Origin of the sequence: Arthrobacter sp. UYCu712, assembly GCF_040547005.1 — a bacterium.
GTDB lineage: Bacteria > Actinomycetota > Actinomycetes > Actinomycetales > Micrococcaceae > Arthrobacter.
In genome coordinates this window covers 72,069-97,443 of the sequence record NZ_JBEPOZ010000002.1, presented here as the reverse complement: position 1 = coordinate 97,443, position 25,375 = coordinate 72,069, and the positions used below count along the sequence as shown (strand labels likewise).

The following is a 25,375-nucleotide window of genomic DNA, read 5'->3' as shown; positions in this document are numbered from 1 at the left end:
GCCCCGGTGCGGAGCTGCGTTCTGAAACACGAGTCTCGGTTCAGCAATGCCTCGTAGACTACCTAACATTTCCTGCCGGGGATAGGGTCAGCCGAACATTCGTTCGGGCCGCGGATTTACCGGGATTTTTCACTCCGGAACGGCCGGAAACCCCGGGATCCGGCCCCGCCGGACACCGTGTTAACACTGTGTAAATCCTTCTCCGGACAGCCGCCCGGCAGCCTCAGGACAGCCGCCGCACAGCGCCCGGAGGCCACCTTGCCAGTTGCCGATTAACCGAGAATAGTTGGGAAAACCAAGGGTTCCAGCGTGCAGACTCCGGGGCGCGACGCCGGTGAACGGTGCATGCGGACGCTGCACACCGACACCTCTGGCAGAATAGCCGCAACATCAGGCAAGAATCGCGAGGAGGCGGACCCCATGGGCCGAGAACAGGTGCACCGGGACCGTGCAGAAGACAGCGGCAGCGGACCATCCGCGCCGCGGGGGATCGTGGTAGGTGTCGACGGATCGGACCACAGTCAGTGTGCCCTTGTCTGGGCGGCCCGCGAGGCCGAGCGCCGCCAGCGGCCCCTCCACATCGTGACCGCGTACTCCGTACCGATCTTCGCCGCATCGGGGCTCGACGGCGGCTACGCCACCGTGGACGATTCGGTGATCCGGGAAGGGGCGGAAGCCATCCTGAAGCAGGCCCTGGACAAGGTCGCCGGCTACAACATCGACGTCGACGCTTCGGTCGAGAACGGCGACGCGTCCGGCGTGCTGCTGGAAATGACCGAGACCGCGGAGCTGCTGGTCTTCGGCACCCGCGGCCGCGGCGGCTTTGTCGGCCGGCTGCTCGGCTCGGTCAGCAGCGCACTGCCGGCCCACGCGAAATGCCCCACGGTCACCGTGCCGCTGATCTGCGCCGACCGTCTCGGCGAAACCACCGACGACAAGCACGTCCTGGCCGAACGGGCGAAGTCCGGCCACCAGCTGGTCGAGAACGTCGTCGTCGTCGGCGTCGACGGCTCCGAACAGGCCCGCGTGGCTGTCCTGGAGGCCGCGGCTCAGGCCGAGCGGCTCTCGGCTCCGCTCCGCGTGGTGTGCGCCGTGCCCCAGTACAACGGGTCGCTGGCCTGGGTGCCGGCCCCGATGGACCGCGAAGCCCTCTTCGCCGATATCAAGGTCCAGCTCGACGCGGGCGTGGCCTGGCTCAAGAGCCACTTCCCCCGGCTGCCGGTGCAGACCCAGCTGGTGGACGGCTCCCCGGTCGACATCCTGGTCGAGGCCAGCCGCCACGTTGAACTCGTGGTGGTCGGGACACGCGGCCGCGGCGGGTTCGCCGGAATGCTGCTCGGCTCGACGTCGGACGGCATCCTGCACCACGCCAAAGGCCCCGTCATGGTGGTCCCGGACCGGGACGACCCGCGGCTGGCTGACAGGGCAAGCTTCGGACCTCTCCTCGGCGACTGACTGACAGGCCCCGTGATTCCGGGCCGAAGGGAGGGCCGCCGGATGGAGCAGCTCCGCAGCCCGGGCACCCCGGGCCATAAGCCGCAGCAGCAGCTGGTGCTGCGGCTGGAACTGATCAGCAAGGACATGCTCTCCGAGGCCGGCGGGAAGGCAGCCAACCTGGGCGAGTTGCTGCGCGCCGGGCTGCCGGTGCCGGGCGGCTTTTGCGTCGCCACGGAGGCGTACCGGCAGGCCATGGAGCCTGCGGGGCTGGAGCAGATCCACCAGGAACTCGCCGCAACCGCCCCGGATGACCTTCCGGCACTTGCCCGGCTGGCCGCAGCCGCCCGCGGCCTGGCCCTGGGCGCTGCGGTCCCCGCCGGGATAGCCGACGCCGTCAGGGCCGCCTACCTGGCCCTCGGGGCGGACGCCCCGGTTGCAGTACGGTCCTCCGCGACAGCCGAGGACCTGCCCTTCGCAAGTTTCGCCGGGCAGCAGGACACCTACCTCAACGTGGTCGGCGCCGACGCGGTCCTTGCCGCCGTCCGCCAGTGCTGGGCCTCGCTGTGGACGGACCGGGCCGTAAGCTACCGCGCCACCCATGGAATCAGTCCCTCGACCGTGGCGCTGGCCGTCGTTGTCCAGACGATGGTGGACGCCGCCGTCGCCGGCGTACTTTTCACCGCCAATCCGGTGACCGGACGGCGGCACGAGGCGGTCATCGATGCCAGCCCCGGGCTCGGCGAGGCGGTGGTCTCCGGCGCGGTCAACCCGGACCACTTCGTCGTGGACGGAGCCACCGGAAAGATCCTGGAGCGCCGCATCGGAAGCAAGGCCGTCGCGATCCGGGCATTGACCGGCGGCGGAACCGAGCGGATTGAACAGCCCCTGGGCGGATCCGGCCCCTGCCTGACCGACGCCCAGCTGGCCGCGCTGGAGCGGCTCGGCCGCCGCGCGGAAGTCCATTTCCGCTCGCCGCAGGATCTTGAGTGGGCCATTGACGGGGCCGGCACGGCATGGCTGACCCAGTCCCGCCCCATCACCACGCTCTACCCGCTCCCGGAGAAGGCGCCGTCCGGGGCGGGGCTGCGGGTCTACCTGTGCTTCAGCCTGGCCCAGGGCCTCACCCGCCCGCTGACCCCGATGGGACTGGCCGGGTTCCGGCTGATTGCCTCTTCCGTGGCCAAGGCGGCGCATTTCGACGTCCCCGTACCGGCTGACGGCCCTTCCCCCTACGTCCATGCGGGGCAGCGCATTTTCTTCGACCTGACCCCGGTGATCCGCAGCTCAACGGGACGGGCGATAGTCCCGCGGGTGTTCGACGTGATGGAGGCCCGTTCCGCGGCCGTGCTGCGCAGGCTCTTCGAGGATCCACGGTTCTCCGTCACCATCAGCTCCCCGTGGCGGGTCCTCAAACACGTCGTCCCCGTGGCCGCCCGCGCCCGCGTCCCCGAGTCGCTGCTCCGCGCCTTGTTCCGCCCGGAGGCGGCCCTGCGCCACGTTGACCAGTTCGGTGCGCGGTTCAGAGCCGCCCTCGCCGTGCCGGCGGACTCCACGCCGGCGCAGCGGCTGGACCACGCCGAGCGCATCCTGGGCCGGGAGCTCTTTACCGTCATCCCGAACGTCGTCCCCCTTCCCGCCCTCGGCTTCGCGCTGCTGGCGGCCGCCGGAAAACTGCTTGGCAGCCGCGCCGAACCCGGGGATTTGCAGGCGGTCCTGCGGGGGCTGCCCAACAACGTGACCACGGAGATGGACCTGGCCCTCTGGCAGCTCGCTGCCGCCATCCGGGCCGACACCGCATCCGCCGCGGTATTTGCCGAAACCGCGCTCCCGGAGCTGGTCCGCCGCTACCGGGGCCACGAGCTTCCCGCCGTCCTGCAATCGGGGCTCGCAGGGTTCCTGGGCCGCTACGGGCACCGGGCGGTGGCCGAAATCGACCTCGGGGTGCCCCGCTGGTCCGATGACCCTGCGCATATCCTCGGTGTCCTGGCGAATTACCTGCGGCTGGAGGATCCCGCCCTGGCCCCGGACCGGCAGTTCAGCAAGGCCGCGCGCGAGGCCGAGCAGCACGTGGTCAGGCTCGCCGCCGTGGCAGGGGAGCGGAGCCGGCTGCGGGGCGCGCTGGTCCGCGCCGCACTCAAGCGCACCCGCATGTTTGCCGGGCTGCGCGAGCTGCCGAAATACCGCCTCGTTGAGGCCCTGGCAGCGGTACGGGAGCAGCTCGCGATCGTCGGGACGGAGCTGGCCGCCGCGGGACGCATCAGCGCGGCCGATGACATCTTTTTCCTGGAGCTGGCCGAAGCCCGGGAGGGATTGGCCGGCAAGCCGCTGCACAGCCTCGTCGACCTGCGGCGGGAATCCTATGCAGCCGAACTCGGCCGCCGGCACATTCCCCGGGTACTGCTCTCGGACGGCACCGAGCCCGAGGCGGTGCAGGCGCCCGCCACCGGTCCAGACGCCGGAGCGGCCGGCACACTGCGGGGATCGCCGGCGTCCGCCGGCATCGTCACCGCCCCGGCTCGCGTCATCCTGGACCCGCAGGGGGCGCGCCTGGAACCCGGCGAGATCCTCGTGGCGCCGTCCACTGATCCGGGCTGGACGCCGCTGTTCCTCACGGCGGGCGGACTCGTGATGGAGATGGGCGGCCCCAACTCCCACGGCGCCGTCGTCGCCCGTGAATACGGAATTCCCGCCGTTGTGGGCGTTCCGGAGGCGACCTCCCTGCTTGTCACCGGGCAAAGCGTCACGGTCGACGGCGCCGCCGGCACCGTCGTGCCGGGCTGACCGCACCAAACCCGGGCCGTTCCCTTCCCGGGGAGCCGTTCCCTTTCCGGGACCGATCCCTTTCCGGGACCGATCCCTTCGCCTGGGTCCGGGCCTCGCTACAGTGGGGCCATGAGTGAAGCGCAGGACCCGGAAGCCCGGACGCCGGCCGCGGCCGCGCCCCCTCCGCAACCGCCGTCGCCCGGCATCGATGACCCGTGGCTGCCCGCCTGGCTGGTGCGTCGTCCGCTCACGGCCGGCTGGGTCTGGACGGGATTCTGGGCCGCCCTGATCGTCGCTGATGAATTCCTGGATCTGGCCGGCTGGTCCTGGTACATCATCGTCGGGATGGCGGCCCTCCCCACTCTGCTGACGACCCTCGCACTGTTGCATGCCACCCCGCGCAGATTCCTGAAGCCGCGGCGGGAATCGGTGCTGGGCCATTTCTTCGTCCGCTTCCTTGCCCTGATTGCGGCGTTCCTCGTCTGGGGCCTCTCGGTGGTCATGAGCGCCTCCATCTCCACCTCCATCCAGTCGCTCATCGGCGCCTCGGAGCGGGAGGTCACGTTGCTGGGATTCAACCTGCTGCTGGCCGCTATTCCCCTCGTGGTCTCAGTGCTGTGGCTGGCATTCATCATCCGGTGCGCCTGGTTCCTCCGCCGGATCCGCGGCTGGAAACAGGAGCCGGACGACGCCCGGGTGCCGAAAAAGTACCTGCGCAGCAGGCCGCGGCTCAGGAGGGTGGTGCTGGGGCTCGCCCACCCGGGGCTGCTGCTGGTCGCCGGGCTCGGGACCTCGGTCCTGGCGCTCCTGCTGGGAGCAGTCGAGCTGACCCTGTCCGTGCTGCCGTAGCCGTCCCCTCGCCGATGCCCCGTGGAAGGGTGATGCCGGGATGTTGCGGGCGTATTGTTGAGGCATGAGCTGCAATGTTGGAGCGCGGTCGCTATGACCCGCAGATGGCTGCGCTGGATTCCCGCCGTGGCCGTTCCCGCCGTGATCGCCGGGGGTGTGCTGGTGGGCTCGCTTCCCGCGAGCGCCGGGGATCCGCTGCCGGCCAAGACGCCGCAGCAGGTCCTGCTGCTGATCGCCCAGCACCAGGAGAAGTCCCTCTCGGGAACCCTGGAGCAGAGTTCCGAGCTCGGCCTGCCGCAGCTGCCGAAGTCCGGGCCGGAGTCAGGGGCCACGGACATGGCCTGGCTGGAGCTGCTGACCGGCCCGCACACCGCCCGCGTCTACCTCGACGGGCCGGAGAACGCCCGTGTCCAGATCATGGACCGGATGGCGGAGCGGAATGCCATCAAGCACGGCAAGGAGCTCTGGTTCTACAACTCCAAGGACAACACGGCCGCCCACGCACAGCTTCCCGCCGCCACCGAACAGCACCGGACCACGCCGGGAACCCTGCGGACACCGGAGGAGCTCGCAGGCACCCTGCTGGCCAAGCTCGACCAGACCACGGAGGTGACGGTCGGGCCGGACGTCCAGGTGGCGGGGCGGGCCGCGTACAACCTCGTTCTTACCCCCAAGTCCGCGGTGACGCTGCTGGGATCCATCGCGATCTCGGTTGACGGCGCGAGCGGGCTCCCGCTCGGCGTCGAGCTCAAGGCACGCGGCCAGTCCGAACCGGCCTTCCGGTTCGCGTTCACCAATCTCTCCCTCGACGCGCCCGACCCCTCCGTCTTCGAGTTCACGCCGCCGCCGGGGGCCACCGTCAAGGAAATGCCGGTCCAGGAACGCAAGGACCCGGGCTCCCTGCCGAAACCGGACAAGGCTCCCGCATCGAAGGGCGCCACACGGCCAACCGTCACCGGAACCGGCTGGGAATCAGTCGTCCAGCTCCCGGCCGGAGCGCTGGCGGCACCCGAACCAGGCGCCCCGCCGACACCTGACCGCGGGCTATCCGACGGCACACCCTCCGGCGCCGCGGCAATGCTGGAGCAGGCAGCAACCCCCGTACCCGGCGGCAGGCTCATTTCCACCGCGCTGGTGAACGTCCTGATCCTCGACGACGGGCGCGTTTTCGCCGGTTCCGTGCCACTGGAACGGCTCCAGTCCGCCGCCAAGGGCTGACCGCGCAGTGGCTGCGCGCGGTGACTGCCCGGTGACCCGCCCGTGACCGCCGTCGTTCCGGATGCCGGGCTGAGCATCGAGACGCACGGCCTCAGTAAACGGTTCGGCCACCAGCTCGCCGTCAACAACGTCGATCTGGCCGTGCCACGAGGCTCCGTTTTTGGTTTCCTGGGGCCCAACGGTTCGGGCAAAACCACCACCATCCGGCTCATGCTCGGACTCGCCGCACCAACCGGCGGCTCCGTGCGCCTGCTGGGCCAGGAGATGCCCCGGCAACTGCATGAGGTGCTGCCCCGCGTCGGCGCCCTCGTGGAAGGACCGGCGTTCTACCCCTTCCTGTCCGGCGAGGCCAACCTGCACCGCTTCGACGCCGCGGACCCGCGCGGTTCGGCCGGCACCCGGAAGGCCCGGGTCCGGTCAGCGCTGGAACGGGTGGGCCTGACACACGCGGCCGGCAAGAAGGTCCGCGCCTACTCCCTGGGCATGAAGCAGCGGCTCGGCATCGCCAACGCCCTGCTGGCTCCCCGCGAACTCCTGGTCCTGGACGAGCCCACCAACGGCCTGGATCCGCAGGGGACCCGCGAAGTCCGGAACCTGGTGCGCTCGCTCGCGGCAGACGGCGCCACGGTGTTCGTCTCCAGCCACCTGCTGGCCGAGGTTGAACAGATCTGCACCCACGCGGCCATCATGAGCGCTGGCCTGCTGGTGGCGCAGGGAACCCTGGCGGAGCTCCGCCAGGCCGGGCAGGCCCGGCTGCGGGTCCTGACCCCCGACGCCGGGGCGGCAGTCCAGGTGCTGGCCGGCCTGGGTCTGACCGTCGACGCCGACGGCGGCAGCCCCGCCCGCGGCTCGTCCGGAGCAGGACCTTCCGGAGACGGGTCGGCCGGCGAGGTGCTCTTCGCACCGCTCCCGACCGGTTCCGCCGACGGCGGAGTGGAACCGGAGGCGGTGGTCGCCGCCCTGGTGGCCGCGGGCGTCCGGGTCCGGGGCTTTGCGACGGAACAGGTCAGCCTCGAGGAACGCTTTGTGGCACTGACCGGGGAGGGGTTCGACGTTGTCCAGTAAATCCGTATCCCGTGATGAACAGCCAGGAACAGCGGCAGTCCGGCGCGGGGCCAGGGGCGGGGGACTGGGCGGCGGCCTGCTCGCGTCTGAGCTGGGTGTGCTGTTCCGGCGCGGCCGGACCTGGGCAATGCTCTGCGCCCTTGCCGCCATCCCGATATTGATTGCCGTGGCGGTGCGGGTCTCCTCCACGGTTGCGCCGGGCCGCGGCCCGGCTTTCCTGGACCGGATCACGCAGAACGGATTGTTCGTCGGCCTCACCGCGATGCTCGTTTCCGTTCCGTTGTTCCTGCCCCTGACTGTGGGCGTGGTGGCAGGGGACACCGTGGCCGGCGAGGCCGGGCTGGGGACCCTGCGCTACCTTCTGGTGGCCCCCGCCGGCAGGATCCGGCTGCTGTTGGTGAAGTACGCGGGCGCGGCGGCGTTCGCCGTCGCGGCCCCGCTGCTGGTGGCGGTGGTCGGGGCGGGGATCGGTACCTTACTTTTCCCGGTCGGGCCGGTGACGCTGCTGTCGGGTGGCACCGTCGGGGCGGGCGAGGCGCTGGTGCGGCTCCTGCTCATCGCCGGCTACCTTGCAGTGTCGTTGATGGGGCTTTCGGCTATCGGCCTGTTTATGTCTACGCTCACGGATGTTCCGGTGGGGGCGATGGCGGCCACCGTGGTGCTCTCGGTGGTTTCCCAGGTGCTCGATGCCCTGCCGCAGCTGGAGTGGCTGCATCCCTGGCTGTTCAGCCACTACTGGCTGGACTTCGCGGACCTGCTCCGCCAGCCCGTTTCCTGGGACTCCTTCGCCGTGAATGCGGTGCTGCAGGGCGGGTACGTCGCCGTCTTCGGCGCTCTCGCCTACGGCAGGTTCATCACCAAGGACGTGCTGTCATGACGGGGCGGCCGCCCGCGGAGGCTCAGTACCGGGCGGCGTAAGGGTGCAGCTGCATCCCTGACATGTACGCGAGGTCCGTCACGGTGATGCCATCTTTCGGGCTCAGGGCCTGAACCACGCGTCCGCCGCCGAGGTAGATCGCCACGTGGTAGAAACCAGGGGCTGAGCCCCAGACCAGGAGGTCGCCCGGCCGGGCCTGGGAGAGGGGAACGTGGACGGGCGCCTGGGCGAACTGCTGGGCAGCCGTGCGCGGAAGGTACTTGCCGGCCGCGGCGAACGCGTTCTGGACCAGCCCCGAGCAGTCAAAGCCACGGGCTCCGGTTCCGCCGTACTCGTAGAAGTACGGGGCGCCGACCTTGCCGAGGGCCACCGAGATGGCCGTTTGGTTCGACCCGCCCGCAATGGGTGCCGGCGCCGGCACCGGCGCGGGAAGGGGAGCGGGTGCGGGTGCGGGAGCGGGAGCCTGGACAGGTTCAGGTGCGGGAGCTTCTACCGGCGCCGGCGCCGGTGCGGGGGCGGGTGCTTCCACCGGGGCTGGCGCGGGTGCAGCCACGGGTGCCGGGGCCGGTGCGGCGGCGGGCGCGGCCGGTGACTCGGGCGCAGGCCCGGCGGCAGGGGAATCTGACCGGTCCGGCTGCGGTGACTGGCTCTGCGCGGCCGCGGCGGTCACGGCGGCGAGCCGTTCCTGCTGCCGCTGCCGGTCGAGGGCGTCGACGCGGGCCGATTCCAGCGCCACGGTGGTGTTCTTGAGGTTGGCGAGCTGGTCCACCAGCACGGTCCGCTGGGCCTGGGCCTCGGACACGGCCTTCCGCTGGGCGTCGCTGGCACGCTCAGCGTCGAGCTTGCGGGATTCCGCAGTCCGGGCGGCGTCGTCCGCCGCGTGGTTGGCCTCGTCCGCGGCTGCCGTTAGCGATTCCGCGGCAACAGCAGCGGTCTCCGCTGCCTGGAAGGCCCGCGTGCGGCCGGCCGTTACGGCCTCGAGCGTGGCGGCCTGCTGGAGCGCCTGGCCGTTGCCGCTGACAAACGTGCTGAGGGCGGGGTTCAGGCCGCCGTTGCGGTAGAGGTCGCCGGCCAGCTGGCCGATCTGTTTCCGGGTCTTCTGCTGCTCGGCGCCGGCTGCGGCGGCCTTGGCGGCAGCAAGTTCGGCTGCATCACGCCGGAGTTGGAGTTCCACGAGGGCGTCGCTGTAGGCGTTGTTGGCCTGCAGAGAGGTGGCGAGGGTGGCTTCTTGCGCTGCCGCGGCATCCGCCAGGATCCGGTCGATCCTGGTGACCTGGTCCGCCGTGGCACTTTCAGTGGACTTGGCGGCGGCGATCTCTTCCGGTGACGGCACCTCGGGCGACGCCGGAACGCGGAACAGCTGGGCCAGGGACCCCGGTGCCGCAGAGACATGCGCGGGGGACGGTGCAGCGGGAGCGGCCTGCGCCGGCAGGGCCAGCGAGCCAAGAAGGGCGACGGCGGTGCAGAGCACAACGGTATTTCGGCCGGATCCGGTCCAACTCATGGGTAATCCTCGCTGCGGGGTCGGGCTGGAGCGAGCGAGATCGGAATCGACCCATGGAAAGGCCCTCTGCGGATCACCCAGCAGAGACGAGGCTACGTGCCAACGGCCACTTTGGCAACATTGGTCACATCAATAACATAAACAACAACAGTGTCATTTGGTCACATTTCGGCGGGGTGTGTCGGCAGCCGTACGTGGCAATGTAGGGCAGGGCAAGCGGGGCGGGGCACGGCAGGACAATGCAGGGCAGGGGCAAGCTGGGCCGGGAAAAGGACCGGAAAAGGGTCGGAGGCCGGCCGGCCGGGCTCAGGCGTGCTGGCGGGCCTCGTGCTCGGCGTGCGTGACGGGCTCCAGCTGGAACGTGCAGTGTTCGGTGTCGAAGTGCTGGCCCAGGCAGGTGACGAGCTTGTCCAGCACACGGTCGGCGCCGCGCGCGCCCAGGGCGGCGTCCTCCACCACCACATGGGCGGAGAACACCGGCATGCCGGAGGTGATGGTCCAGATGTGGATGTCGTGGACGGACACCACCCCGTCGACGGCCAGGATGTGTTCCCGGATGAGCTTCACGTCGACACCCTTGGGGCTGGCCTCGAGCAGCACGTCCACGACGTCGCGCAGAAGGTGCCAGGCCCGCGGCAGGATCATGAACGCAATCAGGATCGAGGCGAAGGTATCCGCCGCCTGGTAGCCGGTGATCATGATGACTATCGCCGCGGCGATGACGGCCAGGGAGCCGAGTAGATCCCCCAGCACCTCGAGGTAGGCGCCGCGGACATTGAGGCTTTCCTTCTGTGCGCCCCGGAGGATCAGCAGTGAGATGAGGTTGGCGACGGCGCCCAGGACGGCGGCGGCCAGCATGATGTCGGTGTGCACTTCCGGCGTCGAACCGAGCCGGCGGATGGCCTCGGTGAAGATGAGCACCGCAATGACGATCAGCACCAGCGCGTTGGCGAGCGCCGCGAGGACCTCGGCGCGCTGGTACCCGTAGGTGCGCTGGTCACTCGCCGGGCGGGTGGCTATCCAGGCGGCCAGCAGCGCGATGAAGACGCCGGCGGCGTCGGACAGCATGTGTCCGGCGTCGGCGAGCAGGGCAAGGGATCCCGAGACGAGGGCGCCGATGAGCTGGATGACGACGACGGCGAGAGTGATGGCGAGGACGGCGACCAGGCGCTTCCGGTGCTTCCCTGTGCTGGTGCCAGAGGCCGTGATGCCGTGCGAGTGGCTGTGGTCATGTCCCATGGCTACAAGGCTATCCCCAGCCGAGCTCGTGCAGGCGCTCGTCGCTGATGCCGAAGTGGTGGGCGATCTCGTGCACCACCGTCACGGTGACCTCCTCGATGACGTCCTCGCGGGAGGCACAGATATCCAGGATGGGCTGGCGGTAGATGGTGATGCGGTCCGGCAGCGAGCCGGCGTCCCACCAGGAGTCCCGTTCGGTGAGCGGCACACCCTCGTAGAGGCCCAGCAGCACGGTGTCCGGATCCTCGCCCGGCTGCGGTGTGTAATCGTCCTCGATGAAGACCGCCACATTGTTCATGGTTTTTGCCAGCTCCGGCGGGATCCGGTCCAGGGCGTCGGTGACCGCGGCGTCGAACTCGTCCTCCGACATCGGGAACGGACCCGGGTCCTGGCCGCCGCCGGTCCCGCCAGCGCCGGTGTGGTCGTCGTCGTGAGGACCGTGCGGGACGATCGGGAGGCCGGGCGGCAGGGAAGCGGGCATAGCTGAACTCTAGCCCCGGATCCGGCCGTGAACCCTAGCGGGACCTGCGCCTGGTCAGCGCCACGCCGGCGAGGCAGATCACGCCGCCGATCAGGCCCCAGATCGTGGGGATTTCGCCCAGTACGAACCAGGAGATCAGGATGGTGGTGCCGGGCACAAGGTAGGTGGTGGCCGCGAGCCGGCCGGCGTCGATCAGCGAGAGGGCGTAGGCCCACGTGGTGAAGGCGATGGCGGTTGGGAAGATGCCGAGGTACACCAGGCCCAGCGTGGCCGGCAGGGGAGCGGCCTGGAGTTCGCTGATCAGCTGGCCGCTGAACGGCAGGCAGCAGACGGCACCGACCATGATGCCGAACCAGGTGGCCAGGGCGGCCGGGAACTTGCGCAGCACGGGTTTCTGCACGATCACGCTGACGGCGGCAAGGGCGGCGGCGAGGAGGCACAGCAGCACGCCGGCGACGTCCGCCGTCGAGCGTTGCCCGGAACCGACTGCGATCACGGCGACACCGCCGAACGCGACGAGGCTGCCGATGATCAGCCAGCGCGGGAACCCTTCCTTGAGGATCACGCCGGCCATGACGGCGACCAGGATCGGATTGACGTTGATCAGCAGGGCAGCCGTGCCGGCGTCTAGGAGATGCTCGGCAGCGTTCAGGGCGACGTTGTAGCCGCCGAACCACATGACGCCGTAGGCCAGGATGGGCCACCACTCGCGGCCCTTGGGCAGGTTGCTGATTTTCAGGAGCTTGGGCAGCACAACGAGTCCCAGTATGACGGCGGCAATCGCCAGCCGGCCCAGCGTCAGGGAGCCGGGGGAGAAGCTGGGGCCCACGGCCCTGATCCCCACGAACGCGGACGCCCACAGCACCACGGTGACCACGACGGCGGCGATGCCGAGCCTGCTGATCTGGCCGGGGCGGAGCGGCGGTGTAGGGGTTTTGGTGGTGGCAGCGGGCGGCGGCACTTCGTGGGTGCTGTCCGGCTGCGTGGTGTCCCGGCGGGTACTTTCCGGGTTCGGGGAGCCTGTATGGGCGGTTGTAGCCATGCTGCCAATCTAGCCCGTGTGGCGGGCACTCGGCTGGCGGAAATCGGTCACTTCTAGTCGATTTCCTGCCAGTCAGCGGGCGGGCTGCTTCACCGGAGCACGCGCGCCGCGTCCTGGATAGCCGAGGCCACCCCGTCCAGGGCGGCCGATCCATGCCGCCACTGCTGCCAGTGCAGCGGCACGTCGACGTGGCTCGAGGGGGCCAGGACACTGAGCCGACGGTGCTCCAAGTCGGCCGCAGTTTCGATTTCGGGCATCAACCCCCAGCCCATTCCCAGCCGGATGGCTTCGCCGAATTCGTGGGCGGCCGGGACGTAGTGGCGCGGCGGTTGCAGGGACTTCCGGCTGATCTTGCGCAGGTAGCGGTCCTGGAGATCGTCCTTGCGGTCAAAGACCATGACCGGGGCCGCGGCCAGGCTGTCCGCGCTCACGCCGGCGTCGAACCAGCGCCCGGCAAAGTCCGGGCTGCAGACCGGCAGGTAGCGCATGACGCCCAGCCGGCGGGACGAGCAGCCGGGCGCGGGTTTGGCCGTGGTGGTGATGGCGGCCGCGGCGGCGCCGCTGCGCAGGAGGTCCAGCGAATAATCCTGGTCCTCGCGCAAGATCTCGAGCTGGACCGTGCCTGCCGCCGCGGCCAGACCGGGCAGCGCCCAGGTGTGCAGCGAATCGCTGTTGATCACGAGGGTCAGCCGGATTCCGTGGCCGGCGGCTCCGGGCTGCAGGTCCTCGGCCAGATCGTCGGAGAGCATGTCCAGCTGGCGGGCAAAGCGCACCACGGCCTGCCCCGAGGAAGTGAGTTCGATGGGCCGGGTCCGTCGCAGCACCGGGCGGCCGACCGCTGCCTCCAGGGCCCGAACGCGCTGGCTGACGGCCGAGGCGGTGACCGACAAGTGGCTGGCCGCGGCCTCGAAGCTTCCGTGGGCGACGATGGCCGCCAGCGTCCGGGCCTGGTCGGGATGGATGTCAATCATTAGCTGATCTTATGTTGAAGCAGAATGATTAACTGGTCTCATGTACGTGCGGCGTCTAGCGTGGAACGGGTGATCCTTTCCGCGTTTTCCGGCCTGGCCAGCGGGCTGTCCCTCATTGTCGCCATCGGCGCCCAGAATGCCTTTGTCCTCCGCCAGGGCATCCTGCGCTCGCATGTCCTCCTGGTCGTTGCCGTGTGCGCGGTGTCGGACCTCGTCCTGATCGTGCTGGGGGTGGCCGGCATCGGCGTCCTGATTGAGTGGGCCCCCGCGGTACTCGAGGTCGTCCGCTGGGCAGGTGCTGCCTTCCTGCTGGTCTATGGAATCCTCGCCGCCGCCCGCGCCATACGCGGATCCCAGCCGGCCCAGCCCGGGGTCCGGCAAGGCGGGACGTGGCTGGCCGCCCTGGGCACCTGCCTGTCGTTGACCTGGCTGAACCCGCACGTCTATCTGGATACCGTCCTGCTGCTGGGTTCCCTGGCGGGCACCCACGGCGCCGAAGGCCGCTGGTGGTTTGCCGCAGGCGCGGGGCTGGGCAGCATCGCGTGGTTCGCCGCGCTCGGTGCGGGCGCCCGGTTCCTCGCCCCGCTGTTCCAGCGCCGCAATGCCTGGCGGGTGCTCGACGCCGGCATCGCCCTGGTCATGGTGACGCTCGCCGTGGTGCTCGCGGCCTGAGTCCGGCGCCGGGACCGGCGCTGACGGCCCCGTGGACCGCCCCCGGAGGCGGCGCGCCAGTCGATTTTGGATAATCGGAAAGTAGGCCCTACACTTTTATAGTCCAGTTCGGAGGAACCCGAAAGGACAAAAACGAAAGGCTTCGGCCCTTAATTTTTGCCCTTGTTTGTATCGTGTTTTACCGGATGGCGTTCTGGCCCCCATCGTCTAGCGGCCTAGGACACCGCCCTTTCACGGCGGCGGCACGGGTTCGAATCCCGTTGGGGGTACGCAAGGAACTGGTCAAGCCGGATGTGAAAGTCTGGTAGGCTAAAGGCCTTGAAAAATTGCGGTAGCGATACTGCAGACAGCAAGAAACAAGCAAGGCCCTGTAGCGCAGTTGGTTAGCGCGCCGCCCTGTCACGGCGGAGGTCGCGGGTTCAAGTCCCGTCAGGGTCGCTCTGATTGCCAGAAGAAATTCCGGCTGTCATGGTGACACGTCACCTAGGCTCTGTAGCTCAGTTGGTAGAGCGTTCGACTGAAAATCGAAAGGTCACCGGATCGACGCCGGTCGGAGCCACCACTGGGAAGCATCAGTTCTTTTAGAGCTGGTGCTTTTCTTCTTTAACGCCCATCGATTGCTCCGTAACTGCCCTTTAGACGGCCCATAAGGGCGGTTACGGAGCAATCGATGGATCCACACGGATGCTGTTTCCCCGAGCCCGATGCGCCGCTGCCGGGCAGCCCGAGGCCCCGCATGTGACGTGAGCCCACCTGCGCCCACGTAAGATTTAGGGATGCAAACCCGAGTTCCTGTCACACCTGCGTTCACCCAGGGGCTTTTTGAGAAGTCGATTCTGCTCAAGTACAACTGCCCGGCACCGAAAGGCGGCGCGTACGGCTGGCTGCGTGAAGGCGAGGAACTTACGTTCTTCAACGACGTCGTCATCGAGCAGAACGTCGGATTCTATGGCGGCCAGTACAAGCCCATGGTCGGCGGCCGGCGGTCCTCCGGGCTGGCTTCCGTGGGAGCTTTCACGTACTCCTACTCAGGGTTGCCTGACGGGCTGAACGTCGGCCGGTACTGCTCCATCTCGGCAGGGCTCCGGTTCATCGACTCCAGCCATCCCATGGACCTGCTGACAACCTCAGCCATGACTTTCCGGCCGCGAAACGCCCTCTTCAAGGACTTCGTGACCGACGCGATCAAAGACCACGCGGCCAGCTACTCCACAACGGACAAGCCGTACCCGCGGATCGGACACGACGTGTGGATCGGTTCGAACGTGACCATGTCCATGGACATCGGAATCGGGACAGGCTCGATCCTGGCGTCCAACAGCACCGTCACCAAGGATGTGCCGCCGTACGCGATTGTCGGCGGCAACCCCGCAAAGATCATCAAGTACCGCTTCGATGGAGAAACCATTGAGCGCTTGTTGAGCAGCGAATGGTGGAACTACGACCCGCGCGAAGTCTTCGCGTCCGTAGACACCGACTTCACCGAGTTGATGGACGGGATTGCTGCCGGCAATGTGAGCCCTTACGAGTTCGACCGGTTCACCGTGCCCGCCCCCGACACTGCGGCTGTGGATTCCTGACACTTCACGACGCGGGGCGCTGTATCAGCGGCTCAGCAGCCGGAGCCTGGCCGGCTAGGAGTTCCGCCGGCGAGAAGCCGGGCCAGCCAGCGGCTAGACTCGCACGCTGGGGAAAGAACGCCAACGCCGCCGGCAGCGCTGAAACGTGCCGGCGGCACCGTCTCAACCGAAAAGTGACTCCTGAACCGTGATTTTGCAGAATATTGCACGCCCTTTGACCGTAACCGTCCTCTTCGCGGCCCTGGCACTCACCGCCTGCTCCGCACCCCAGGCCGGCACCACGCCGTCGTCCGCGGCCGCCACTCCCGTTCCCTCCGCGGCGGCTGCGACTCCGAGTAAATCCTCCGGCCCGTACGGCGAATTCCCGACGGCGGCCGCGGCCTGCGCGCAGATCTCCGAACAGGCCACCGGCGCCACGTTGCTGCCGCTCTCCGCCGCCCAGGGCAAGACGGCCGAACTGGAGCAGGCCAAGAACGAACTGGCGCGGACGGCGGACATGGTCCCGGACTCCATTAAGGCCGACTTCGCCAGGCTCAGCCAGGTCGCCGTCGCCGGGGTGAAGGATCAGACCGTCTTCTCCAGCGGCAAGCTCCAGGATGCCATGGCCCCGGTGCAAGCCTGGCTCGCGGCGAACTGCGCCTAGCGCCCCCACCGCCGCGCCCGCAGGGATAACGCCACAGAACGCCGCAGAACGCCGCAGGAACAGGGCTCCCAGGCCCCCTGTTGCCTCATTGAAATACCTCCGGGGGGAGTGATTTGTTGCCTCATTTGAAAACCTCCGGAGGGCGGCCTTCGTTGCCTCATTGAAATCTGGATGATCGGGCGTTGTGGCATTTTCTTGTGCCGGATTGCCCTTTGGTGCGGTGTTGCAGGCGCGTCGTGTTTCTTGGTGACTTTTGCCCGGTGGCGCTGCTTTTCGATGAGTTTCTGCTGGGCCGGCAGGAAGTGGGTGAAGACGCGGTCCAGCTCCCAGATCTCGTTGAGTTTGTCCAGCTCGCAGGTAGCCGACCAGTTCCCGGACCCGGGCCCAGTTCTTCTGCTCCACGTGGGCACCGTCGTTTTTGTTGCCTGGCCGTGAGCGGGTGAAAGTGATTTCCTGCGTCACAGCTTGGCGCTGGGCCATCGTTAGCTCCATGAAAACGGGCATAACCCGCATCCGCTGCCACAACCGCGAACCACGCCGCTACGCGGAGGTTTTCAAATGAGGCAACGTATCCGGCTACGCGGAGGTTTTCTATGAGTCAACGCGGGCCCTGTTCAGCGGCGTTCCCGCGGCGGTAGCCTAGGCCTGCTGGGTGTCGCCGGATTTGCGTGAAGGGGCAGGCATGGGACAGATCGCGTCGCGGAACCGCCGTCGTGTGTTCCTTGCCGGGGCCGCACTCCTCACCCTGGCCCTTGCGGCGTGTTCAGGTCCGACGCCGCCCGGCACATCACCGTCCGTCCCGACAACTTCTTCGCCATCCACGGCCCCGCCATCCAGCAGCACCTCCGCCGCCCCGGACGTCTCGGCCTTGGCAGCCGCGCCGAGCGTTGAAAGCAGCACCAGCGCAGCCCCGGGCGCTGGCGGGCTGGGAGGCTTCGGCAGCATCTCGGAGGCCTGCGGAGCAGTCAGCGCCACGGTACTGTCCGTGCTGGTCCTGCCGATGGCCGCCGCAATCGGCAAAGACACGGCCGATGTGGAGAAAGCCAAAGAGGCTCTGGCGAAGATGCAAGGCCAGGTGCCTGCAGAGCTCAAGGAACCCTTCGACAAGCTGAAATCGATCGCCGACGACGCCGGCCGGGACTTTTCCAAGTTCAACGGCAATGACTTCGACAAGGCCATCGCCCCGATCGACAGCTGGTTGCAGACCCACTGCTGACGGAGCCGTACGGCCCTCAGTGTTGAAGGGCAGTGTTGCGGACATCCCGGCGCCAAGCGTCAAACCGGCTCGGTTCAGGGCCCACGGAGTCCATAGGGCGCACTCAGCCGCCCACTTTGGTATTCCAAGAACGATTGCTACGGCTTGCCGAGGCGATTCCCTCTCCGAATTGGAGCTGGTTTACTTTCACTACATCATCCAATAGTCTTTTTGGTATACCAAAAGGAATTCTGAGGAGACGACCGTGGGAGAAACACGCCAAGCCAGCCCAAGGCTGCCCGCGGACCGTGCTCGACTGAAGGCACCCCGACTGAAGACAGCCGGGGTGCTGATCGCCTTGACGCTCGTCTCGGTCAATCTCCGGCCCGCGATCACCACGGTGGCAGGCGTCATGGGGCAGCTCGGGGCGGCCTTCGATCTGGAACCCCGGCTACTTCCGCTCCTCGGGGCGGTCCCGGTGCTGGCCTTCGGCATCTCCGCGCCGTGCGGGCCGTGGCTCGCCCGGCGGCTCGGTGCCGGGCCCGCGGTGGCGGTCGCGCTGCTGGTGCTTGCGGCCGCGCTCACCGTGCGGGTCCTGGTGCCCGCGCTCCTGCTGCCCGGGACGTTCCTTGCCGGGGCGGCGATCATGACCGCGAGCGTGCTGCTGCCGCAGATCGTCAAGGCCAACCGCGGCACGGGCTGGTGGACCGGGCTGTGCACCATGGGCTTCGGGCTCGGCGCGGCCCTGGGGGCCGGGCTCGTACAGCCGCTCCAGCATGCCCTGGGCGGAAGCCTTCCCTGGGCGCTGGCCGTTTGGGCGGTCCCCGCCCTGCTGGGCGCTGGGCTGATCTACCGCTCCGGCGGCGGACGCCCTGTATCGGCGAACCCGGCGAACCCGGCGGCCCGCGCCCCGGCCCCGGGCACTGCCGCCGAGGAACGTCCGACGCCGGGTGCCCGGCAAAATGCCGCACCGGCGGTGCCGCTGCGGCAGCAGCCGACGGCGTGGGCCGTGACCGCGTTCTTTGGGCTGCAGGCCATGCTCTACTTCGCCATCACCTCGTGGCTGGCCGTCTACCTCGTCTCAAAGGGCCTGGGCGCGGGTGATGCCGCCGCGCTGCTGGCCTGGTTCAGCCTGGCCGGCCTGCCCGCGAGCCTCCTGGCACCCGTGCTGGCCGGGCGCCAGGGCGTGCTGCGGATCATGGCCCCGGGGCTGGGGATACTGGTGGCCGCCGCGCTGCTCGGCGTCCTGATGGCGCCGGCCGGGCTGCAGCCCGTTATGGTGGGGCTTTTGGGGATTGTCCAGAGCGCAGGGTTCGGGCTCGCCATGGCACTGGTGGTCATCCGTTCCGCAGGACCACAGACGGCGGGAAAGCTGTCCGCGATGAGCCAGGGACTCGGCTTCGCGCTCGCCTCCCTGGGACCGCTCGGCGCGGGCCTGCTGCACGGGTGGACGGGTAGCTGGGACGCCACGTTCTGGACCCTCGCCGGTGAAGCCGTGCTCCTCGCCGTCGCCGGATACTTCGCCGTGAACGGGCCGCTGGCGGCGGTGGAGGCTGACGGGTCCGAGGCACCCGCCGAGCCGGCCCCTGAAACCCGGCCCGCCGCCCTGGCCCGCTAAACGTCGCCCGCTGGGCAGCCTGCCAAGCAAAGCACAACCAGAAATGGCCGCTCCCTCCTCGGAGGAACCGGCCACTTCTGGGATGCGTGAATTAGACGAGCTGAAGCCCGTCCGCCACGACCTTGCCGCGGTGGATCACCGTGCGGTCGGTGCCGCGGTCCATCACCGCCGACGCGACAGTTTCGCCGTCGATCAGCACGAGGTCCGCGGGGTCCCCGGCCTCGACGCCGGGCCGGTGCGCCGTGCCCTTGAGCCGGGTGGCGGACGGGTCCAGGACGCTGGCTCCGCCCACCGTAGCGATCGCGAGGCAGTGCTCGATGAGTTCGTCCCTGCGGAAGCCGTGCGTGAATGCGAGCTGCCAGGTGCGGTCCAGCATGTCCGTGTTGCCGTAGGGGGACCAGTAATCGCGCTGGCCGTCCTCGCCCAGGCCCGTGCGGACACCGGCTTCGGCGAGCAGCGGGATCGGCAGCTGACCCGAGACGGACGGCGCCACGGACGCCAGCGAGACGTCCAGTTCGGCAAATTCCTCGATCAGCCGGCGCGTGATGGACTCGGAGACGCTGCCCAGCTGGTACGCGTGGGACATCGTGACCTTGCCCTGCATGCCTAGGGCGCGGGTGCGCTCCAGGACCAGGTCCGCGCTGAAGACGCCGAGTTCGCCGGGTTCGTGCAGGTGGATGTCGATGGGGACCTGGTACTTCTCGGCCAGGCCGAACACGATGTCCAGATGCCGGGCGGGGTCTCGGTCCAGACTGCAGGGGTCGATGCCGCCCATGACGTTGGCGCCGGCCTTCAGCGCCTCCTCCATGAGCGGTACCGTGCCTTCTTCGAGCAGGAGTCCGGCCTGCGGGAACGCGATGATCTCGACGTCGGCCCGGCCCTTGAACTGCTCCTTGGCAGCAAGGACTGCGTCGAAGCGCTCCAGGCGGCAGTCCACGTCCACCTGGGCGTAGGAGCGGACGCGGGTGGTGCCCCGTGCGATCATCCGGCCGAGGGTGCCGTTGACCCGTTCCTGAAGCGGGACCTCGGCGGTGCGCCAGTTCTGCCGGTCGTTCATCATCATGGTCCACACGCCCGGGCCGCCGGTGTGTTCGCGGAACGGCAGGCCGATCCGGGTGGAGTCCAGGTGGACGTGCACATCGGAGAATGACGGCACCAGCAGACGGCCGCGGCCTTCGACGACGGTGACCTCCTCACGGCCTGCGCCCGGCGGGACGGGACGTGCCGGGTCATGCGGCTCGACGCCTGTGATCTCGCCGCCGGCGATGGTGACGTCGCTCAGCGTTTGGCCCCACGGGCGGACGGCTCGGATCAGGGTGTTCAATGTGTTGCTCCTTTTGCTAGTGGATCTATTGCACACCGGCCAGCGCCGCGGCGGCCAGTCCTGCGTGGTGGCAGGCCGGGGCGGCCGGGCCGGCGGGGGCCGGGACGTCGCTGATGCAGCGCTGCCGCTGTTCTTCGGGCAGGGTGCCGATCAGCGGGCAGCGCGTACGGAACACGCAGCCGCTGGGCGGATTGGCGGGCGAGGGCAGGTCACCGCGGAGCCGGATCTTCACTTGTTCGCGGGCGGCTCGCGGATCGGGCAGCGGCACGGCAGAGAGCAGCGCCTTGGTGTAGGGGTGCAGGGGGTTCCGGAAGAGTTCGTCGCGCGGCCCCTGTTCCACGATCTTGCCCAGGTACATCACGGCCACCTCGTGGGAGATGTGCCGGACCACGGAGAGGTCGTGGGCGATGAAGATGTAGGACACGCCGGTGTCCCGCTGGATTTCCTGCAGCAGGTTGACCACCTGGGCCTGCACGGAGACATCCAGTGCGGAGACCGGTTCGTCGCAGACAATCACGGAGGGGTTGAGCGAAATGGCGCGGGCGATGCCCACCCGCTGGCGCTGCCCGCCGGAGAATTCATGCGGGAAACGGTTGTAGTGCTCCGGTTTGAGACCCACCTGGTCCAGCAGTTCCTTCACCCGGTTCTTCAGCCCGCCGGGCGGGTTGATCTTCTGTGCCACCATCGGGGCGGCGATCGCGGTGCCCACGGTCTGCCGCGGATTGAGCGAGGCGAAGGGATCCTGGAAGATCAGTTGGACCTTGCGCCGGAAGTCATACAGCTCGCGGCCCCGCAGCCGGCTGATGTCGGCGCCGTCGACGACGATCCGCCCGCCCGTGGGATCCATCAGGCGGGCGACCATGCGCCCTGTGGTGGACTTTCCACAGCCTGACTCACCTACGAGCCCCAGGGTCTGGCCGCGGCCCAGACTGAACGAGACGCCGTCGACGGCCTTGACCGAACGGTTGCGGGGAGCGAGCAGCCCGCTCTTGATGGGGAAGTGCTTCTGGAGATTCTCCACCTGGAGAATGGCCTGGTTTTCCATGGCGGTCCTAACTCGACGTCCGGATGGTGATGATCTGCGGGCCACTCAAGTGGCAGCGCTTGCCGTGGCCGTTCTCGACGAGCAGTTCGGGCCGCTGGCTGTGGCAGACGCCGTCGCCGGCGAGCTCGGCGTATTCGCAGCGGGCGCCGAAAATGCACCCCGCGGGCAGGTCCAGCAGCGACGGCGGCTGGCCGGGGATAGGGTTGAGCCGGCTTGCGGGGCTGCTGAGGGTGGGCATCGACTTGAGCAGCCCGAGCGTGTACGGGTGCTGGGTGTCGTAGAAGATCTCGTCGACGGGCCCGGATTCCACGCATTGGCCGCCGTACATGACCAGCACGGAGTCGCAGACCTCGGCCACCACGCCGAGGTCATGGGTGATGAGGATGAGCGCCGAGTTGGTTTCCTGCTGGAGTTCGGACATGAGGTCCAGGATCTGGGCCTGGACGGTGACGTCCAGGGCCGTGGTGGGTTCATCGGCGATCAGCAGCTCCGGTTCGCAGATCAGCGCCATGGCGATCATGGCGCGCTGGCGCATTCCACCGGAGAAATGGTGCGGGTATTCACCGAAGCGCTGTTCGGGGCTGGGAATGCCGACTCTTCCGAGCATGTCGACGGCGGCAGCATGGGCCTGCTTCTTGCTCGCCTTGTTGTGGACGAGGTAGGCCTCCGCGATCTGGTGGCCCACAGTGTAGAACGGGTGCAGGGCCGAGAGCGGATCCTGGAAGATCATGCCGATGTTGCGGCCGCGCAGCCGGCGCATCCCGGCCTCCGGCAGCGTGACCAGGTCCTTGCCCTTGAAGAGGGCCTGGCCCGTAACCTGTGCCGAGGTGCCCTTGAGCAGGCCCATCAGCGCCTGGCTCGTGACGGACTTCCCGGAGCCGGATTCGCCCACGATGCCCAGGGTCTGGCCGCGCTCCAGGGCAAAGTCCATGCCGTTCACGGCGGAGACGACGCCGTCGTCGGTGGGGAACTTCACGGAAAGGTTGCGGACCTCGAGGAAGGCACCGGTGGCCGAGGCGGCCGTCGTTTCAGCGCTGTGCCGGCTGGGTTGGAGTTGGGTCATTGGAGCCTCACTCGGGGATCGATGGCGGCATAGGCAAAGTCGACGACGACATTGGCCACGATGACGAAGAAGGCGGCCAGCATGGTGATGGCCATGGTCACAGGAAGGTCGCCGGAGATGGCGGCGTGGACGGCGGTGAAGCCCAGGCCGGGGACGGAGAAGATCTGCTCGGTGAGGACGGCGCCGCCCAGCAGCAGGCCGATGTCCATGCCCAGCATGGTCACGATGGGCGTGATGCCGGCCCGGACGCCATGCTTGAACATCACGGTCCGCGGGGCAAGCCCCTTGGCCCGGGCGGTGCGGATGAAGTCCTCGCCGAAGGTCTCGATCATATTGGTGCGCGTGATCCTGATGTAGGAGGCGCTGAAGAGCACAGCCAGGGCGATCCACGGCAGGAGATAGTTGCCGATCCAGGCGACGGGGCCCTGCGGCCCGAAGGGGCTGTTGATCTGGTTGGTCGTGAACGGCAGCAGGTGCAGCTGGTTCACGAACAGCAGGAGCAGGAACAGGCCTGTGACGGGGATGGGGAGCGAGACGCCCACGGAGGCGGCGCCGACGATGAACTTGTCGGTAGCGGAGCCCTTGCGCAGGGCGGCGAGCAGCCCGAGCCCGACGCCGGAAACGGTCCACAGGACGAGCGCGCCGACGGCCATGGACAGCGTGTAGGGCAGGGAGCGGACGATGATGTCCGCGACGTTCTCATTGGTCTGGAAGGACTTGCCGAGGCACGGCCACTGGCAGACGGATTCGGCACCCGGGGCACCGATCATGCGCGGGGAAAACAGCCCGCGCATGTAGTCGAGGTACTGGATGAAGAAAGGCTGGTCCATGCCGAGTGCCACGCGGGCCTCGGCCACGCGTTCCGGCGTACACTCCTGGCCGCAGGCGGCCGCGGCCGGATCGGAGGGGCCGAGCTGGAAAAGCGTGAAGGTGATGAAGCTGACCGCGGCGAGCAGCAGGACCAGCGAGCCGGCCCGGCGAAGAATGAATGTGATCATGGTGGTGGTTGCGGGCCGCCCGGTTGCCGGGCGGCCCGCTTCTCCTTCTGGACGAAGCCTGTCTAGTGCTCGACGCCGACGATCGAGAGGTCGATTCCGCCGAAGAAGTAGCCCACCTGGGCGTTGCGGACGTTGGAGCCCACCACGCTGTTGGTGTGAGAGCGGATGAGCGGGATGATCGGGTACGTCTTCAGGGCCGAGCCGAATGCCTCGGACCACTTCTTACCCAGCTCCTCGGAGGATCCGGCGGTGTTGCGCAGTTCAAACATGGTCTTGGAGACCTGAGGATCGAAGTAGCGCGAGGTGTTGGAGAAGCCGTAGCTCGTGCCGTCGTTATTCGGGCCCAGGATCGGGTCGGCCGAGGTTCGGACCGAGGCCGGGTCGGCTCCGCCGCACCAGCCCGAGCGTCCGATGTCCGGCAGCTGATCGCTGGCCATGATCGAGTAGTAGTTCGGGGCCGGGATCGGCACGAGCTCAACCTCGATGCCGAGGGCCTTCAGGTTCTGCTGCACCACGGTGCCGGTGTTCTTGTACGCGTCGCGGTTGTTGGCGTAGCCGTACGTCAGGGACTTGGGGTAGTTCTTGCCTTCGAGGAGCTTCTTCGCTTCCTCCAGCTTGGGCTTGCCGCTGGGGTCAAGCTCCAGCTCCTGCGCCACGTAGCCGCGCATCTTGGAATTCAGCGCGCTCTGCGTGATCTCGCCGAAGCGGCGTCCGCCGTACTGCACCAAGATGGCCTGGCGGTCCAGGGCCAGGGCGATGGCCTTGCGGACGTCAGGGTCCGTGATCTTCTCCGTGTTCAGGCTCAAGACGTCGTTGCAGCCCAGCAGCCCCGAGGCCACGCGGTCTTTGACCTGGGCATCGGCGAGCTTGGCCGAATCCGACGTCTGGAGCGCACCGTTCGAATCCAGCGTGATGGAGTCCGGATCCGAGTTGGCCAGCAGCTGCTGGCTGATGGTGGCCTGGGAGGTGGAGAGCGAGAAGCTGAAGGTGTCCGGCAGCGCGGAGCGGTTGGGGTCCGTGGCGGCGTCCCAGTGCGGGTTGCGGACGAGCTTGAGGGACTTGCCGCGGTTGTAGGACTCCACCATGTACGGGCCCGAGGACACCGGGTGGTTGGTGTAGTCGAGCTTGCTGTCCTTGGCCTGCGGCACCGGGGCGGTGTTGGAGCGCGATGCCAGCGCCGGGAACTCGGCGAACGGCTTCTTCAGGTGGAACACCACGGTGCGCTCATCCGGGGTATCGACGGCCTGGAGCGCCGCGGAAGGATCCTTGTACGGCCCCTTGTACCCGCCGGCGTCGAGCGCTGCGTTGAGCTCCTGCGGGGCCTGGGTGTAGACATCCTGGGCGAAGGTGCGCTCGATGCCGTACTTGATGTCCGCGGAGGTGATGGGGCTGCCGTCCTCGAACTTCACGCCGTCCTTCAGCGTGTAGGTCCAGCTCAGGCCGTCCGCGGAGACCTTGCCGGTGTCCGTGGCGAGGTCGGGGACCACCGTGGGCGGCTGGCCGGCGGTCTCCTTGGCCATGGTCAGGGTGCGGTAGTAAAGTTGGCCGACGTTGGCCGTCTGGACGTAGTTGCTGTTGCCGGGGTCCAGGGTCTGGAAATCGGAGGACATCAGGACGTTGATGTTGCCGCCCTTGGCGCTGAAGCCGGATTTGACCACGTTCGGTGCGAGTTCGGTGACAGACTCGGCGGGTTTGGCGTTGCCAGGCTGGTTCTGAGTGGCGGCGCAGCCGGTGGCGGCCATCGCAATCAGCACGGAGAGTGCCAGCGCTCTGGTGGGGGTATTCATATTG

Annotated in this window: 21 protein-coding genes and 3 tRNA genes; 14 read left to right on the top strand and 10 right to left on the bottom strand. The window is 68.3% G+C overall.

Translation table 11 applies throughout. The features are described 5' to 3' along the window. Positions 1–420 precede the first annotated feature (420 nt). From ABIB51_RS02440 to ABIB51_RS02415, 6 genes are all read left to right on the top strand, one after another. The gene (locus ABIB51_RS02440) at positions 421–1,455 is read left to right on the top strand and encodes a universal stress protein (RefSeq protein ID WP_354185117.1); all 1,035 of its coding nucleotides are present in this window, start codon (positions 421–423) and stop codon (positions 1,453–1,455) included. A gap of 42 nt (positions 1,456–1,497) precedes the next feature. Beyond that, positions 1,498–4,218 carry a PEP/pyruvate-binding domain-containing protein gene (locus ABIB51_RS02435; RefSeq protein WP_354185115.1) on the top strand — a complete coding sequence of 907 codons (2,721 nt, stop codon included), beginning with the start codon at positions 1,498–1,500 and terminating at the stop codon, positions 4,216–4,218. 111 nt (positions 4,219–4,329) lie between these two features. Further along, complete coding sequence (locus ABIB51_RS02430) at positions 4,330–5,049, top strand: hypothetical protein (protein ID WP_354185113.1); 720 nt, start codon at positions 4,330–4,332, stop codon at positions 5,047–5,049. 93 nt (positions 5,050–5,142) lie between these two features. Beyond that, a complete protein-coding gene (locus ABIB51_RS02425) occupies positions 5,143–6,267 on the top strand; it encodes a LolA family protein (protein WP_354185111.1) in 1,125 nt (374 codons plus the stop codon). A gap of 42 nt (positions 6,268–6,309) precedes the next feature. Further along, complete coding sequence (locus ABIB51_RS02420; protein ID WP_354185109.1) at positions 6,310–7,332, top strand: ABC transporter ATP-binding protein; 1,023 nt, start codon at positions 6,310–6,312, stop codon at positions 7,330–7,332. Between the two features lie 64 nt (positions 7,333–7,396). Next, positions 7,397–8,209: an ABC transporter permease gene (locus ABIB51_RS02415; protein WP_354185562.1), complete on the top strand. Its 813-nt coding sequence runs from the start codon at positions 7,397–7,399 to the stop codon at positions 8,207–8,209. Positions 8,210–8,231: 22 nt separating this feature from the next. Here the strand turns inward: ABIB51_RS02415 and ABIB51_RS02410 are convergent, their stop codons facing one another. The 5 genes from ABIB51_RS02410 to ABIB51_RS02390 all read right to left on the bottom strand — a co-directional run bounded on the left by ABIB51_RS02410 (position 8,232) and on the right by ABIB51_RS02390 (position 13,446). Then, positions 8,232–9,713, bottom strand: coding sequence for a C40 family peptidase (locus tag ABIB51_RS02410; RefSeq protein WP_354185107.1), 1,482 nt, complete (start codon positions 9,711–9,713; stop codon positions 8,232–8,234). Between the two features lie 306 nt (positions 9,714–10,019). After that, positions 10,020–10,952, bottom strand: coding sequence for a cation diffusion facilitator family transporter (locus tag ABIB51_RS02405; protein WP_354185105.1), 933 nt, complete (start codon positions 10,950–10,952; stop codon positions 10,020–10,022). 10 nt (positions 10,953–10,962) lie between these two features. Beyond that, a complete protein-coding gene (locus tag ABIB51_RS02400; RefSeq protein ID WP_354185103.1) occupies positions 10,963–11,433 on the bottom strand; it encodes a metallopeptidase family protein in 471 nt (156 codons plus the stop codon). Between the two features lie 34 nt (positions 11,434–11,467). Next, a complete protein-coding gene (locus ABIB51_RS02395; protein ID WP_354185101.1) occupies positions 11,468–12,475 on the bottom strand; it encodes a DMT family transporter in 1,008 nt (335 codons plus the stop codon). Between the two features lie 89 nt (positions 12,476–12,564). Continuing rightward, the gene (locus tag ABIB51_RS02390; protein WP_354185099.1) at positions 12,565–13,446 is read right to left on the bottom strand and encodes an ArgP/LysG family DNA-binding transcriptional regulator; all 882 of its coding nucleotides are present in this window, start codon (positions 13,444–13,446) and stop codon (positions 12,565–12,567) included. A gap of 69 nt (positions 13,447–13,515) precedes the next feature. Between ABIB51_RS02390 and ABIB51_RS02385 the strand changes: the two genes are divergently transcribed. The 8 genes from ABIB51_RS02385 to ABIB51_RS02350 all read left to right on the top strand — a co-directional run bounded on the left by ABIB51_RS02385 (position 13,516) and on the right by ABIB51_RS02350 (position 19,154). Next, on the top strand, positions 13,516–14,118 hold the full coding sequence (locus tag ABIB51_RS02385; protein ID WP_354185097.1) for a LysE/ArgO family amino acid transporter: 603 nt from the start codon (positions 13,516–13,518) through the stop codon (positions 14,116–14,118). A 196-nt stretch (positions 14,119–14,314) separates the two neighbouring features. Further along, positions 14,315–14,387 (top strand) — tRNA-Glu (locus tag ABIB51_RS02380). A gap of 95 nt (positions 14,388–14,482) precedes the next feature. Beyond that, positions 14,483–14,556 (top strand) — tRNA-Asp (locus ABIB51_RS02375). 48 nt (positions 14,557–14,604) lie between these two features. Next, positions 14,605–14,680: transfer RNA gene (locus ABIB51_RS02370), tRNA-Phe, on the top strand. Positions 14,681–14,894: 214 nt separating this feature from the next. Continuing rightward, complete coding sequence (locus ABIB51_RS02365) at positions 14,895–15,698, top strand: CatB-related O-acetyltransferase (protein WP_354185095.1); 804 nt, start codon at positions 14,895–14,897, stop codon at positions 15,696–15,698. A gap of 214 nt (positions 15,699–15,912) precedes the next feature. Further along, positions 15,913–16,341: a hypothetical protein gene (locus ABIB51_RS02360; protein ID WP_354185093.1), complete on the top strand. Its 429-nt coding sequence runs from the start codon at positions 15,913–15,915 to the stop codon at positions 16,339–16,341. Between the two features lie 682 nt (positions 16,342–17,023). Then, positions 17,024–17,557 carry a hypothetical protein gene (locus tag ABIB51_RS02355; protein ID WP_354185091.1) on the top strand — a complete coding sequence of 178 codons (534 nt, stop codon included), beginning with the start codon at positions 17,024–17,026 and terminating at the stop codon, positions 17,555–17,557. Between the two features lie 244 nt (positions 17,558–17,801). After that, positions 17,802–19,154, top strand: coding sequence for an MFS transporter (locus tag ABIB51_RS02350; RefSeq protein ID WP_354185090.1), 1,353 nt, complete (start codon positions 17,802–17,804; stop codon positions 19,152–19,154). A 91-nt stretch (positions 19,155–19,245) separates the two neighbouring features. Here ABIB51_RS02350 and ABIB51_RS02345 read toward each other — a convergent pair whose 3' ends face one another. From ABIB51_RS02345 to ABIB51_RS02325, 5 genes are all read right to left on the bottom strand, one after another. After that, positions 19,246–20,478, bottom strand: coding sequence for an amidohydrolase family protein (locus tag ABIB51_RS02345; protein WP_354185088.1), 1,233 nt, complete (start codon positions 20,476–20,478; stop codon positions 19,246–19,248). 25 nt (positions 20,479–20,503) lie between these two features. After that, entirely contained in the window at positions 20,504–21,523 is a 1,020-nt protein-coding gene (locus tag ABIB51_RS02340; protein WP_354185086.1) for an ABC transporter ATP-binding protein, read from the bottom strand. Positions 21,524–21,530: 7 nt separating this feature from the next. After that, positions 21,531–22,586 carry an ABC transporter ATP-binding protein gene (locus tag ABIB51_RS02335; protein ID WP_354185084.1) on the bottom strand — a complete coding sequence of 352 codons (1,056 nt, stop codon included), beginning with the start codon at positions 22,584–22,586 and terminating at the stop codon, positions 21,531–21,533. Continuing rightward, entirely contained in the window at positions 22,583–23,584 is a 1,002-nt protein-coding gene (locus ABIB51_RS02330; protein WP_354185082.1) for an ABC transporter permease, read from the bottom strand. The genes ABIB51_RS02335 and ABIB51_RS02330 overlap by 4 nt, the downstream gene beginning before the upstream one ends. Positions 23,585–23,646: 62 nt before the next feature. Then, entirely contained in the window at positions 23,647–25,371 is a 1,725-nt protein-coding gene (locus ABIB51_RS02325; protein WP_354185080.1) for an ABC transporter substrate-binding protein, read from the bottom strand. Between the last annotated feature and the right edge of the window lie 4 nt (positions 25,372–25,375).

What these genes read in the sequence shown, in the direction of transcription:
- ABIB51_RS02400 (WP_354185103.1), bottom strand. Translation starts at nt 11,433, where the DNA reads ATGCCCGCTTCCCTGCCGCCCGGCCTCCCGATCGTCCCGCACGGTCCT.
- ABIB51_RS02435 (WP_354185115.1), top strand. Translation starts at nt 1,498, where the DNA reads ATGGAGCAGCTCCGCAGCCCGGGCACCCCGGGCCATAAGCCGCAGCAG.
- ABIB51_RS02325 (WP_354185080.1), bottom strand. Translation starts at nt 25,371, where the DNA reads ATGAATACCCCCACCAGAGCGCTGGCACTCTCCGTGCTGATTGCGATG.
- ABIB51_RS02440 (WP_354185117.1), top strand. Translation starts at nt 421, where the DNA reads ATGGGCCGAGAACAGGTGCACCGGGACCGTGCAGAAGACAGCGGCAGC.
- ABIB51_RS02395 (WP_354185101.1), bottom strand. Translation starts at nt 12,475, where the DNA reads ATGGCTACAACCGCCCATACAGGCTCCCCGAACCCGGAAAGTACCCGC.
- ABIB51_RS02355 (WP_354185091.1), top strand. Translation starts at nt 17,024, where the DNA reads ATGGGACAGATCGCGTCGCGGAACCGCCGTCGTGTGTTCCTTGCCGGG.
- ABIB51_RS02390 (WP_354185099.1), bottom strand. Translation starts at nt 13,446, where the DNA reads ATGATTGACATCCATCCCGACCAGGCCCGGACGCTGGCGGCCATCGTC.
- ABIB51_RS02340 (WP_354185086.1), bottom strand. Translation starts at nt 21,523, where the DNA reads ATGGAAAACCAGGCCATTCTCCAGGTGGAGAATCTCCAGAAGCACTTC.
- ABIB51_RS02430 (WP_354185113.1), top strand. Translation starts at nt 4,330, where the DNA reads ATGAGTGAAGCGCAGGACCCGGAAGCCCGGACGCCGGCCGCGGCCGCG.
- ABIB51_RS02335 (WP_354185084.1), bottom strand. Translation starts at nt 22,586, where the DNA reads ATGACCCAACTCCAACCCAGCCGGCACAGCGCTGAAACGACGGCCGCC.
- ABIB51_RS02410 (WP_354185107.1), bottom strand. Translation starts at nt 9,713, where the DNA reads ATGAGTTGGACCGGATCCGGCCGAAATACCGTTGTGCTCTGCACCGCC.
- ABIB51_RS02330 (WP_354185082.1), bottom strand. Translation starts at nt 23,584, where the DNA reads ATGATCACATTCATTCTTCGCCGGGCCGGCTCGCTGGTCCTGCTGCTC.
- ABIB51_RS02405 (WP_354185105.1), bottom strand. Translation starts at nt 10,952, where the DNA reads ATGGGACATGACCACAGCCACTCGCACGGCATCACGGCCTCTGGCACC.
- ABIB51_RS02425 (WP_354185111.1), top strand. Translation starts at nt 5,143, where the DNA reads ATGACCCGCAGATGGCTGCGCTGGATTCCCGCCGTGGCCGTTCCCGCC.
- ABIB51_RS02365 (WP_354185095.1), top strand. Translation starts at nt 14,895, where the DNA reads ATGCAAACCCGAGTTCCTGTCACACCTGCGTTCACCCAGGGGCTTTTT.